The 13,945-nt window shown below is 38.7% G+C and carries 11 protein-coding genes; all 11 read right to left on the minus strand.

Translation table 11 applies throughout. From position 1 onward, the window contains the following. Window positions 1–21 precede the first annotated feature (21 nt). Window positions 22–840, minus strand: a complete 819-nt coding sequence (locus tag MKZ13_RS25755) for a hypothetical protein (protein ID WP_339179252.1) — start codon at window positions 838–840, stop codon at window positions 22–24. A 115-nt stretch (window positions 841–955) separates the two neighbouring features. Next, entirely contained in the window at window positions 956–2,332 is a 1,377-nt protein-coding gene (locus MKZ13_RS25760) for a hypothetical protein (RefSeq protein WP_339179253.1), read from the minus strand. A 438-nt stretch (window positions 2,333–2,770) separates the two neighbouring features. Then, entirely contained in the window at window positions 2,771–3,709 is a 939-nt protein-coding gene (locus tag MKZ13_RS25765) for a hypothetical protein (RefSeq protein WP_339179254.1), read from the minus strand. A 126-nt stretch (window positions 3,710–3,835) separates the two neighbouring features. Further along, window positions 3,836–5,383, minus strand: coding sequence for a TnsD family Tn7-like transposition protein (locus MKZ13_RS25770; protein ID WP_339179256.1), 1,548 nt, complete (start codon window positions 5,381–5,383; stop codon window positions 3,836–3,838). Beyond that, complete coding sequence (locus tag MKZ13_RS25775) at window positions 5,380–7,032, minus strand: ATP-binding protein (RefSeq protein WP_339179259.1); 1,653 nt, start codon at window positions 7,030–7,032, stop codon at window positions 5,380–5,382. Before MKZ13_RS25775 ends, MKZ13_RS25770 begins: the two co-directional genes overlap by 4 nt. Window position 7,033: 1 nt before the next feature. After that, window positions 7,034–9,136: a Mu transposase C-terminal domain-containing protein gene (locus MKZ13_RS25780; protein ID WP_339179261.1), complete on the minus strand. Its 2,103-nt coding sequence runs from the start codon at window positions 9,134–9,136 to the stop codon at window positions 7,034–7,036. A gap of 4 nt (window positions 9,137–9,140) precedes the next feature. Beyond that, a complete protein-coding gene (locus MKZ13_RS25785) occupies window positions 9,141–9,989 on the minus strand; it encodes a TnsA endonuclease C-terminal domain-containing protein (RefSeq protein ID WP_339179263.1) in 849 nt (282 codons plus the stop codon). Next, window positions 9,982–10,443: a hypothetical protein gene (locus tag MKZ13_RS25790; protein WP_339179265.1), complete on the minus strand. Its 462-nt coding sequence runs from the start codon at window positions 10,441–10,443 to the stop codon at window positions 9,982–9,984. The genes MKZ13_RS25785 and MKZ13_RS25790 overlap by 8 nt, the downstream gene beginning before the upstream one ends. Before the next feature lie 959 nt (window positions 10,444–11,402). Then, window positions 11,403–12,506 carry a hypothetical protein gene (locus tag MKZ13_RS25795; protein WP_339179267.1) on the minus strand — a complete coding sequence of 368 codons (1,104 nt, stop codon included), beginning with the start codon at window positions 12,504–12,506 and terminating at the stop codon, window positions 11,403–11,405. A 147-nt stretch (window positions 12,507–12,653) separates the two neighbouring features. Next, on the minus strand, window positions 12,654–13,118 hold the full coding sequence (locus MKZ13_RS25800) for a helix-turn-helix transcriptional regulator (RefSeq protein WP_339179271.1): 465 nt from the start codon (window positions 13,116–13,118) through the stop codon (window positions 12,654–12,656). Window positions 13,119–13,524: 406 nt separating this feature from the next. Further along, window positions 13,525–13,767, minus strand: a complete 243-nt coding sequence (locus tag MKZ13_RS25805) for a hypothetical protein (protein ID WP_339179274.1) — start codon at window positions 13,765–13,767, stop codon at window positions 13,525–13,527. Window positions 13,768–13,945: the final 178 nt, after the last annotated feature.

A 13,945-nucleotide genomic window follows, 5' to 3' on the forward strand; every position in this document is an offset into this window, starting at 1 on the left:
GAACTTATGACCTCAGTTTCCTTATTTACTTCTACGTGCTATGTATGTGACAAATGTTGTAATACGGTCTATCCAGTAAACAGCTTCTTCTTTTGTCAATGAAGTAATATCTGGATTACCGTGTCGAATATCAGGATAAAGTTCATGAAGATGATTCCAAATGGATAAGCCATCTTTTATAATTATTTGTTTGCCCCATTTTAAAAGGTCTTGCCTTAGAAATGTAGTCGCAATTTTAATATCAGCTTCTCCAGAAATGTTTTTCATTAATGACTCCATAGCGGAGAGGGCATCGCGGACAGCGTCCTTTCTCGCTCTCAGATTATCTTGTAAAAGAAGATTATTTCGACACTGCTTGAGATGCTCCGTTGTTTGCTGGCATATTTCAATAACCATTTCTTCAGTTTCTTCTATAGTATCAAACACGTCATCTTGAGGTTCACGCACTACCCAATCATACTCATATTTACTATATTCAAGTGTATAGCCAACATCATTCTCTTCAAGTATCTGATTTAGATCGTCAACAATTCTCCCACCAAACACCTCACGGGAAACCTGCATCAGAGCATCATAAAATTTTGATGGGTTTTGAGATAGCCTCCTTAAAGCTCTATCAATCTCATGAGAGATGTAGTCCCACACATTATCAGTCGTGGTGGCTTCAGGGATACTGGTTAATAATAAGTCTGCTGAATACCTATAAAGTCCTGACTCATCTTGTGAGTGCTTGGCTATAACACCTCGAATTGGTCCAAGAGTGTTTTTTGGTATAGTAGTCATGTGATAATTTGACTCATCGTAGGTCTTATAATGGGGATGAGAATCCAAAAATGACATTTACTAAGCACCTCCGTATATTCTCTTTTATTTATCTACATATTTTTTAGAGAATGTGAATCTTACATATAAACTCTATACTGATTAATGATTATATACTTTACACGTTTGTCCTTTATGTTAACAACAAAATTTCATTAAACATTTCTATGCTAACATCTTCAATTTCTCCTTCCCTCAAATTGCTTTGTTTGTGCAGTTTGTATGATTTAGCGCCTTCAATTGTTGTGAATATTTCATACCCATATCCGCTACTATTGGTTGACTTATGCCCTGTGCTAATTGCCGATAAAACAGCAATAGCTTTTTGTGTCTCAGCTTTATACCAATACATAGGGATACAATTTTTGTTGGTTTTGTATCTGGGGTTCAATTTGTCAAACTCACATTTTGTTATATTTTTTATTTCTGTATTTTCCGACACAAGTAACTGATAACTTATTGCATTTGTATCTGAATTCAAAAAATGGTACATACCACCGTTTAAATTGTTGTAAATTTCTCCATTCTCATACCAAATATCCATTGCATCCCTAAAATAACCTTTTGGTATTGGATGCTTAGCATTCGGATTATGAAGAACAACAAGACCACTCCCCCAGGTTTCTTTAAAGGGAGCCTGACTAAGCTCATATGACAAGTATTTAGGAACTGTTGCTCCTTTCTCTCTATTGTATAGAAGGCCTCTCCTTGTAATAATACTTAGAGAGTTATAATAACCTTTATACCAACCCAAGCGTCTGAATTTTGAAATAGTCGCAGAATTTTGAAAAAGAATAGCACTTACATTATCCATTTCTCTCCATTCTTTTGTTGGCTTAAAAAATAGACCAGATACAATAGGAGTTTCCCCTTTATAATGTTTATCAATTTTTTGCGGAGAGAAGCCCCCTTGCGAATCTTCGATGTAGCGGACCCCATATAAGATTTCAGTTAATGGATTAGATGTATACGATAAAGATCCTTCTTCAAAGAAGCCCTCAACCGCAATTGCGAAGGGAAGATCTTTACAGTGTGGTTTTTCCCAATACTTTTTCTGTATTTTTGAGAATATAGGACTGGTGAACTTTAGAGGAACTTCATTCTTTAGATATTCATCATATCCTTTTTCTTCTCTCTTGTTATACATTCCGTCACCACTGTTTATAGTCACGCCCCCTTCTTTATTGTACTCTCCATTAGCAGTCGTTATTTCAATTGCAACTTTCATGTTATCTTTCTGAATAAGAAAGTCAGGATATTGATAATCACGATTCATTTGATAGTTTTCACTTTGAAAATATGCAAAAAAGTACAATTCCAACATTCTGGCATTAAATGCATTTGTCTGAAATTGTTCAACAAAATTACCATCTATATCCTTGTAGTCACTATATACATCCTCTAACATCATTTTTACTGTTAGATAATCGTTATTATTCAATAATTCTTTGAACATCTTCCCCAATAACTTATTATCATCATATATTGGCTCAAATAGCCCTTTCTTCATAATAATTATCTCCTTTTAATTATGTTTAATTACTCATAAACTTTTCTACCCATACCTCTATCTACTAATAAAAGCTACGCTATCATTTGTGTATAGTCATTCAAAAGCCATCACATTATTATTTCTTTCGCATGTGTCTATGAAAACTACCTTGTTGTTGATTTCGACAAACTGGTAATATTGTCCTCCTCACTATAGGTATAATGTACTTAAAATTTCCGAAAACGTTCCTTTTCGGAATAAATAACGATTTGGTATCTGACATAGAGAGATGAACGCCGAATTATAGGTTAGAGAAAGACTGAATTTTTTGTGTAAAACAAAAAAGCCGAACGAATAATCAGGAATAAACACCTGAAATTCATCGACTCGACAATCAACTTATTATTCTTATGGACTTTCTGTAGAAGAAAACTCTAATTATAATTGAAATTAACTTTAACACCCAATAATTGGTTCAAGGACATCCTCACATAAATGCTGTAGCCCTTCTAATTGTAAGCAATTAGAACGATGATTAAAGAATAATGTAAGGATAATGGTAAGTTTCTTGTTTGGAAGAATTAACTCAGCTATCTCATACGATTTCCCATTTCTCAAAGTCTTTTTCGTGAATGTTAAATTTTCATTTCTGAAAATGAATTCCAACAGTTTCTTCTTAGCGTTCATATCTCCAACACCGATTAGTGTTGAGAAGGGGAATGTAACAAATACTTTCCTAATCAGCTCAGCACGATTCCATAGCATCTTGGAATACTCGTCGAGTTCTTCTTTTGCCAATTTACCGTTGTTTAATTCAGTTATTTTTTTCAAATTTGCATTAGCTAATTTGAAAGCTGAAATGTACTTCTTTTCGTCAATTCCATCGTATGGCCAAACATCCTCTGTAGGGCGAGGCAAGGGTCTCCAGTCTACTAATCCTGCCTTAATTTTAGTCTGGTTTGAATATAAGTGTTCTTTCAACTCTTGTATTTGATTCCATTGATTATTTAGAAGGTTTTTCTTAACATTGAACCAATTTTGATCCTTTTGTTCAAAATGTAATAGCATCCTTGCTTGGAATTCTAAGAACGGAGAAGCTGGAGGTGGAGGTGGGGCAACAGGTGACAGTCCACTTGCAGTTCTTATTTCATTCGTTATCCTTCCCAGGGTTAAGTACCCATCATGACTTGTTTCATCCCAATACCCCAGTCTCCAATCATTATCAATCCACGTATTCGGATCATATCCGTAAAGCTGACACCTTCCTAAAACCGCTTCAATTGGGTAGCCGCCCAGTCCTTCTTCATTTCCAAAAAAGACTACTTCTGCTTCATTAAAATTCCCATATCCAAACCAAGGTACTAATCTTTCAATGTGATGAGAGTCCAATTTCACTATATGCCGCTCCCGTTCTGAATAAAATATACAGCTATTGAACTACATTTCGACGAGAAACCAAAATATCCCTCCTATGTTGGGAATGATCGTCACACTTACAAAACTGCAATTCTTTCAACGATTTTATATTGCGGAGATCTTATTAAGATCATGTAAATATTCCTCTGGAACTCTACTTACTCCAGCCTTCACTTTAACCCTATTTAAAGTTAGTGATTCATCGTTCGACTTCAATTCCCCGATTGCCCACAATACTCTACGTTTTTGAAACGCTTCAGCATCTTCTACCACCTGCTCAAGAAAGGTTCGAGTACGTGGCATCTTCTTTAAATGCTTAGGCATTAAACATTTGCTACCTATGATCTCCTGTATTCTTTCCAAAGTGATGCGGCGTGGCTTCCCTCCTTCACTCATCAACTGTTCTGCAATCTCAGCAACTTTTTCAAGAATTTCTAAATCTCTCTTTTCCCAATCATGACGTGTTGTACCAGCCTTCGGTGGCAACTTTTCGGGCATGTGATCCATAAGAAATTCTCGGTCATACAGGTAGAGCCACGCATACACCTTGGGATTAAGCTTCCTCAACTCCAATCTACCATGATGAGGATAATCATTTCGCATTTGCAACCATACTTCTCGTCTCTCCCTTTTAGCTTGCCTTCTGTATTCTTCAGTCATTGTTTTCTTCATAATTTTTCTCTTTGGCAGAGATGTTTTACTCTCATGACCATCTATTTCAGATGGATCGCTATTAAAAACTTCCTCCAGTGTCAGTCCCAAAAATTGCATAACCAGTAGATGACGAATAGGATGGAATCCTTTTCGATGTTTTTGGAAAATTAGCTTTAACCAACTACTCTCACCATTTGCTGATGATTGGAGAATTTCCAGCAGTTCAACTCCATAAAAATCAACAAATTCTGCTCTTAACCGCTTATAATCAGTTCTTCCCTTATTAGAGGCATAGCCTTTCCGCATTAACTGATTTATATAGTGTTTATGAAGCCACTCCATTGGACGATGAGGATATTTGAAATTGAGCAACTTCTCAATGTTGTTCACGATGCAACTGTATTGACTCAATAGTTCTTTGTCAGCAATTTCTTGAACAGAATGATCAGAGCAATTATCCTGTGTTGGAGCTATGAATGCATACTTCGTTCTTTCTCTCATCAAAACCGAGCTTTCAGAAAGCCATATGCCATGTTTGATGCAAATTCGAACGCCTGGAATTTGATGAATTCGCCTCCAATAGTATTCACCATGTCTCTCCATATCTAATTGATTGCACAATACACAGTATTGGAAATGAGTATGTGGCTTTATAGCTGACGACATCAAACCAATGGCATTATGCAGATCCCTCCCATGTTCATCAAGCATACTCACATATATGGCGTGCGCCTGCTCTTCATCTCGAAAAGCCGTATAAAAGAGGTACATTGAGTTGTGGAGGATAAGTTGATTGGTTGATATTGTTGAGCTAACAGGTAAATTTGATACTATATTGCTGATGCCTGGTTGCAATTCCAAGCAGGCTGTGAAGCTATCTGTTCCGAATATGTCCATCAAGATAGCCCTTTTACTTATGTTGCCACTTCGAATCCCAAATCTGGCAAGCAAACTATGCAATAATTCGTCCTCGTAAGGAATCGGAAATTGAAGCATCATTCGATTTCACTTCCAGCGTCTATTGAAAAGTCTGATGCAATATATCCAGCATCTTTAAGCACCTGATAGGCAGTTAAACCATTCTCCTTTCCTGCCTTAACCAACTTCCGCAAATCACGTTCATCTTCGATTTGCGGTCGTGTCTTGCTTGTAGCTTGCATATCTTCAGTTAGACCAAGATGAAGCTTATAAGCTTCCTGTACAACCTCTTGAACGGTTTGGACACGTGGCATTTCCGAGAGGATTTTGCCGACATTATGTTTGGCATCTTTTTCTGGAACCCCTAATAGTGTTAATCGCACTACGGCATCCTGTTTCAATCGCTCAGCATGCACCTGTTGTTCTTTTTGTGTTTTCTGAAACGTTTGAAGCAAATTTCCTAAATCCAGCTTGGATTGCTCCGCCGCTATAAATCCATCGATTGGAGCAATATTGATATCGCCAAACCTGGCAATGCCGTTCAGGTTGCCTGAGCGAAGCGCGTTCAACATCGGCTCAACTAATTTCAGGCTATCTTTAACGACACCCTTGATGATCTGTGGGGTTATCGTTTCTGTCCCTGATGTTATCGCACGTATCTGAGAGAACATAAAAATTTTAACGGCAATGTCCGTTATTCCGCAACTCGCTTCATATATCGTATCATTCAACTCTGTTGTTAATTCCGTTGGATTTCGAACCCACTGATAGTCCCAAATCCCTTCGATGAAAAGCCTCCAACTCGGCTCAGATTTCTTCATTGGTAGCCATGCTACGTCACCCTGACCGCTACCGCGTCGCGCAATGCGGAAATCGGAGAAGAGAGTTTGAGATTTTGGTGTTCCGATTAAAACCGCTGGGAGATCGATGGAATTCGACAACGCAACAAAGAATGATAACATTTTTTCCGCACCACCACTTTTAGCTACAGATAAGTTTTGAATCTCGTCAACAACAAGAAGCCCCAAGTTACAGCTCCTTGCGATTTGGGCAACAATCGGCATCAAGGAGGCGGCAGATAATTTAGTGTTTTTGCCAAAGCGATCCATGTAATTTGTCCCGAGGAGTTGATCCAATTCCACAAAAAAATTGTTGATTAAGCCTCTGATTGAGCCATCTGGTGGGCACTCCAAGCGCAAATAAGTAATTTGATATGCACTTAGCTGTATGCTGTTGTATTCCGAATGACTTACGATCTGGGGCATTAAACTCAATATACGATTAATAGCTGTACTCTTACCAATCCCGCTAATACCGACAATGGTCATTCCAGAGGAGAATGTTTGTACACTTTGGCGAATTTGTCCACTTTGAATATCAGCGTGTCCTTGAACCATCTGACTCGCATAGTGTGGCTTTAAAGGATTTCGATTGACATAGCCCTGCCGAATCAGTCTTGAGACCCTATTTTCGAGATCAATATGTAGGGGCATCACCTGGAAATAGCCAAGCAGTTGCTGGATCATGTGAAAGCGATAATGACTGTCGGCATAGCGTTCCTCTTCATTAAAGTGAGGATAACTTGATAAGGCTTGAACAACCTCTTCTTTAGACATAATGGGAGGTAGTGCTTCGATAAGCATATTGCCCTCGTATTGACTGACAATTTGCGGTGAATACTGAGCCACTTGTGCCAAAGCCCCGTTAGGAATCTTTATCCATTCAGTCATGCTATTCCTCCCCTCGTTTCCTTCTCAACAATTTGAAATCATCAAAATAATCAATGTTTTCAGTGGAATCTGCCTTGTCTTCATATTGGATCAGTCTTCCAAACCCAAATTGAGCATGTATGGATTCCTCATTCCTCATTAGGTGCTTTTCCATGTTCCGATGGTCTTGGATTCCACGAAGTTTTTCAGCTTTTGTACCCAAGACATATTGCTCTTTCGTTTGCTTTTCCGCTTCCTGTACAATAGCTTCGATGTGCGTTATCAAGTCAATTTGAGGTTGTAGCTCTTTTTCTGCATGTTGCGCCTTTTGCATCCGCTCGAACTCCTGCAGATACTCAATCTCCTCCTGGGTGCGACCGTTATATTGATTGTACTGACTTAGAAGATAGCAAGGTTCAAAACCATTCTCACTCACTCCCCGCAGATATATCCTCCCGAGATTTCGTGGATCGTAGCTCACAGAAATTTTCCAGGTTCCCGTGCGCGCTTTCTCCATCCACCGCTCTTTTAGAGATGTGTGACTGCTGTAAAACAAACCTTTAAATTTCAACCCTTGGTACGTAACCAGACATTCACCTGTTGGAAGCAGGTTCAATAAAACGACTGACTTTGGGACTTCTCTCAATTTTCCCGAACGATATTGCACACCCCATTGCCAGATCTTCGAGGGGATACTCTCTATGTCATCGCTAATCATCATTTCCTCGCGGGGGTAATTCGGTAAGTAATGATTGTTATGGTAGAGCACACAGCGGATGATGATCTGTGTGAATTGGTATAAGTCCAATTTTGCATCTAAGCGATAATCGCGTGAGGAAGGCCCCCTCTGCCGAAAGTCAGCATTTATGGCTCCAGGCAACATCATTTTAGTCAGATCATTTGTCGTTCGGAAATGTCGCTCAAGAATTGCTTTCAAATCCCCACGATACGATGAGGTATTCTCAATCTTGACATGCAGATTACTTATAAGGGTCTCTGCATCTTTCGCAAAGAGTTCCCCGCGATCCCCAAGAATGGTTTCAGGTAGGTGCTTTGCCTCCCATTCTTCTGGTCGGATGTCGATTCCATATTGCTTGCAAAACTCTACTTTATCTTCGCAACAATTTGCAATTGCCATTGCCGCAGAGAGCCAGCTTGTTTCCAAGCCTACGTATACGCCAACGACCATACGACTAAATACATCCTGCACATAGTACAGACAGGGGCGGCCAATTATCCAATTGCGGTTTATGCGTGAAATCAAATAAACATCGAAAGTAGTTGCGTCAAGTAAGAAACGGGACCCTGGACCAATTGCTTCTGCCGTTGCGCTCCCCAGGACTGGACGGTGAAGTAACTCATATTTTTTCGAACTAAATCTCGTTGAGACTTCCTTTTTGATGCTGTTTTCCTTTTGAAAGAAGTATTTGAACTGAACGTAGGTGGGCAATTCATTAGGTTCTTGGATAATAGGCATTTTTACGCCATTCTCCATCCTGCTGTCATGACTGTAGAACTCCTGAATCATCTTTTGGTAAGCAAACTTCAGCGGTGCTTTCTTTGAGGTATAATAATATTTTTTCAAAGCGACTCGAAAAATTCGTTCAACCTCTTCGTCAACATTAACCCCTTCTTCTTGACTATATTTTCGCGGTCTTCCACGCTTTTCTTGCCCTGAAGCCTTTGTCTTTCCCTTGCCTCCTCTTTTATCAAACGATGGAGCCAAGGCGTATTTGACTTTCCCATTGACCCAAAATGACTTCAGGTATCGTCCAATAGTTTTTGTGCTTAGTTCCGAACGATTTGATTCCTCCTGAATGAATTGATTGCGAAGCTCTGGCTCAAATATGCCTGGCTCATGATCTACTAATTCTTTGATGCTCCCCCAAGCCCCCTCCATTTGAACCCTTGCCTTTTCAGATAAAAGCTCCTCGCATACGAGAGAGAACCACTGATCCTCGACCACATGAATCACTTCTTCCTGTATTCCTCTCTCAATATCCTCAATCAAACGTAGTTCAGGAAATCGATTCATGAAGATATTAATGATATAGCAATGGACTCGTCCAGCATCGATCCACAAAATTCTTTCAATTTGCTTTGGATCTCCTCCATATTGGAGCATCGTGTTAACCGATAATCTTAGCAACTGTATCACTTCCTTTGTTATCCACAATCTCAATGCTATTAACAGAATGATTAAGGTCAATAGGCTTGTCCATATCGATTTTGATTTGTTTAGCGGCAAGCAGATGCTTGAGCATTAATAATCCTTTCCCCTGCTCTTCTGAAACCTGGCTGTTAAAGCGTTCAATTACGTTTTTTATCGTTCCTTGCCCGCCACTCAACAGTTCCATTAAAAATTGGCTCTCGCCTGCAATCTGCTGTTCTGAATATCCCCAATCATTTAATCTTCGCGCCGCGTGCAACCATTCAATGTTCTTAGCTCTCACGGTGTTAATTTCAGCAGAACTGATCAGTGCCCAGGGGATCCCCTTTTTGTACCAGTAGCGGCGAATGACCTCGTAACGTTCTAATACCGAGTTTTTTTCAAGCTCCCTCGCCTCTTTGATGTTGCGTGCGAAATGTCGCTCTTGTCCCTGCTCATTTTTAACCGTGATCAAGAAGGTGCTCGTTAAAATATGTGGAGTACCTGTTTTACGATCCATAAGTTTTTTGGCTAAGTCGTCATCGAGAATATCAGTCATCTCGTACAAATCCATGAGGGGATAATGCTCGCGGATGTCGATCACAGTATCTGACCACTCGCAAAGGTAAAAATAGCGCGTTTCATTGTCAGACAAAAAATGATGCACTCTGCCCGTTTTCCAGCCAGACACTCTACTGACGCGCCCGCGACTGGCAATGGAATGAATATTCAGCCAAGATAAGTACTCTGCTCCAAGTCCCTGACCCCTTCCTTCTTTTATAAATCGTTGTAGCTTAGCATCAGATATGTCGTAGTTAAATTTAGACATGTTCTCCCTCCCTACCCTTCAATTTCAGAGAGATAAGATAGGCCTCCGTCGATTCAAGATATTTTTGACCATATCTATAATTGGTTAAAATTAAGTTATTGATCGTGTCTCCCTCAAACATTTCTTCAACACTTTTTATTCCAAATTGATTCAACTCCTCTTCTTCAAGGAAACTGTGAATGTTATCATTTTCGAAAGAGATAACAAAATTATTAGGATTGATGAATTGTATTTCAGCCAAACTATTGACATCTCCATAATAGAATTCAGCGAATTTGCCAATATTTTTGTCGATAAAATCAATTGTTTTGATTGGCAATAACAAGGGAGTAGCCAATAACTTATTTACTAATTTTTGAAGCCTTCTTGTTTCTATATAAAAATCTAAAATTAGTGCAACCTCTGTCTTTAGACCTTCGCCCGAATTAAACCTGACAACTTTACATCTATCCATGTTTATCAACCTTCTTTCTACTTTTTAAAGCACAAAAAAATGCATTGCCTATATGCGACGAGTCTCCTTTTTTTTTAAGGAAACAGCATATATCCAATGCATTTATAGTTGGTTTCGGTGTTCTTGGCAACATTATAACCCATAGAGGGCTAATCAACAACCAATGATCATCACGCACTTTTGATCAAAACACTATTAGTTCAATTTTGGCGTTCATTGTATCAATTCTATTAGACGTGTTGCTGTATGTAGCAGTTTTTTCAGTTGTTCTTTTACCGCTTTGGGAAGCTTTCCGACAACATAAAAATTGGACGTATGAAAGGAGTGGATTGAGAAAGTGGCTGAGTGTAGGAAGGTATTTAAATGGGGATAGCCACGCTTGAACATTTTACTTGATTGCAATTGTTGTTGTTGGATTTAGCTATGGGCAGATAACGGCAATATTAGGATACGTGGCTGGGGGAATGATGTCTATGCTGGTAGCTTGGGAATCGGTTCGATATGTTCTATATAAAAGGAAAAAAGGTCGAAATCGTTTCGTTTACAGTTGCATTAAAAAGTATATGGTAATTTACGAGGGAGAGAGAGGTGGTTTCCTCTCTTTTTGTCGTGGAAGATGTGCTTCTTGAGTGAGTTTTCAAAATATTTGTAAATAAATGGTTGCATATATTAAATGTCTTTAATTTATCAAGCTAAAATACAAATAAAAGTGTTATACTACTTCGCAATCTTCTTTTGTGCGTCCCTACGGACGCTTAGAGCAAAACATGGTTACAATATTCGCCTTCGCGTAAACCTTAGTTTTATGCAATCTCCTCATTTGTGATAAGCTTAAAAAACTAAGCATCCCTCTCAAGGAAATATGCTTGATATAAGATTGCGTTCCTCCAAACATGGGATACACAACTTTAATGCGTTAAACCGATAACTATAGTTTGAATTATATGATTTTGCTATTGTTAAAATGGAATAGGATCGTCCTCTAAGTCAAATGATATGTCTTCTGTTTCAACAATCGATTTCGAATTATCTGCTGAATTAACTTTCTTTGCAGTGTATTCCGCCAAATACACCTGATTCGCTTTAGCTTCTCCAAAGTGCTTAATTACTTTTTCTTTTGTTAGCAGACTTCCCCATGCGCCAGCGGCTTGCAGTGTTATAACTACCTTTTCTGCCAATTGCAATGTTTCATTACTGTACTCTGGAATTGTGTAAAACGTAATTCGCTTGCCTCCTACATAGCCCTGATTCTTCCGATAACTCAAAATCGCATCAGATATTTCAAGCATTCTGCTTGGAAGTTTTTGATGAGGAATTTTTATAATTAATCCTAATAGCGTTAGCATATTAATGGATCTGGTCACGGTTGATTGACTAATTCCCAACTTATCCTTAATTCGATTCGTTGCCGTGAAGAAAATATGATCTCCTTTATAGCTAAAGACTCTAAATAGTCCATCCTCCTGATGTTCATTGAAATACTCCATAATAATACGGTACTTCTGGATGTACGGATACACTATGGGATATGCTTGCTCCAAATCCTTTCTTTCGCCACGTATGTATTGTAGGTTGTTCTGATACTTTTGATACTGTTGTAGTACCCATTCATCCTTTAGCTTATCAAGTCCGAACAGTTTTGCGAGTTGACTTCGGGCATTTTGGAATGCGTTCTCTTTCATGCCATCCCCAAGAATGATCTCAGCTATATCAAATATGCTCAGGCTAATCGTACCGCCCCAACGCGTTTTGGAGAAATAACGGTAGACTCCTGCTTCATCTTTTGAGATCCAGGCATCGTTACCAGCAATAAACTCGCAATAATACCACTCGGTTTCCTCTATGTCCAAATTCGAAAATACCCTGCCAAAGATGTTTTGTGCCTGTATGTATTGTTCAAATTCCTGCGTTGACTTTATTGCAGGAAAGTCTTCTTTATCAATGTCGCTCCTAATTTGAAATTGCTGTATGCGATCAGTGTTGTGCAAATATTGTCGAATAATATTCTTTTCAATTGTATTGGGCTTTACGTTTCCAATTTTAAAGATGCTGTAGATGTCCATAAGCTCTCCGATTATTGTAAATTATTATTTACATTTATATCGGCTCGGAAGAGACATTTCAATACAGTTTGAATGTAAACTCCATCGACTGAACAAAAATTCATACGAAAAAAGGAGCCAATTCCTCGCTCCCTTACTTCTCACTGTTTAACTGACCGCCTGTTTAAAGTCATCAATCAACTCTGAAAGCTGATACATCTCTCTCATTTTAGATGTCGGCGACCATTCGGAAAGATCAATATGCTCAACAATACGTATAAGCAACTGCTTTTTTTCTGCATTGAGCATTCCGCTACCTAAAAAGTAATTGTTCTGAATTAATACTTCCGACAAAGAAAATGATCTTTCCTCTTCATCTAATTCGTAAAGCAAAGTTCCAACCAAAACCGCGCTTGGAATCCGCAATGCCTTAGTCAGTGCAAGGATCTTTTTAATGCTCGGACTATTCCTCTCCCCACTTTCCAGGCGATGAATGTATCCTGCACTTACCGAACCACCACTGGCATTTTCAAGGTCTTTTAGCGAAAAATTGCGTAGCTTGCGATAATGCTTGATCAAAAGTGCGAATTTATCAGAACCGCCTGTTCCTTGTTCAATCTTTTCTTCTTTCATGTTTGCGTCCATCTAAGCCCTCCATTATTATCCCTGTTAGGAATCCTGATTTGTTGTTAACCCTACATGATAGTTTAAATCAGGCTTGATCATAATTTGGGAAAAGACATGTTAATGATTTCTCTTAAACTTATTACTTTCCAGGTCAGTTTAATCTGATCTCTCAATACGGTTTCCTTTACAACAATATAAAAAAGGAGCGAATCCATTTTTATATGAATTCCTTCTCCTTAATAGCTCTATAATGATTTTCCTAACAAATAAGCTCACCATCTCTTCATGTTTGCCAATAACCACACGAACGTTCTTAGGACAGCCTCTGCATATTGAAGCAACAGTTTGAACTCCTGCCGATGTGTATAGTCAGTAGTAAACAAATGAAGTGTCTTGTGAGGAGAGAGTTGTCTTAGTCCTTATTTCGTCTCTTCCATAAACGGTAAAAATCCCTTATTATATCTAAAGAGAGTGCGAAAAGCGACAACTTGCGAAACATATGCATTGTCGCAACAAACATGAGAAAGAACACAATTTGCATAAAAGGGCTGTTTAGTAGATCGTGACCATACATTTGATAAATATTCTGATCCAAAAACAATAAACCTCCTCCCATCATTAGCCGAACAGTCAGAAGTAGCTTCTCTGGTTCCATATTTCATTCCCCTCCTTAAATCAACGATCTGTTTAGTCTGATTCCTGCCCTTTAACTCACCTTCAAACAAATAAAAAAGCACAGATCTCCCCTTAAGGTAAGATCGGTGCTTCCGATTTGAAATATTCGATTTAGTTGCCTCCATTATACTTCATTACTTTTAGTCAAGCAAATAAAT

This window comes from Paenibacillus sp. FSL R5-0701, from assembly GCF_037973995.1.
Taxonomy (GTDB): Bacteria; Bacillota; Bacilli; order Paenibacillales; family Paenibacillaceae; genus Paenibacillus.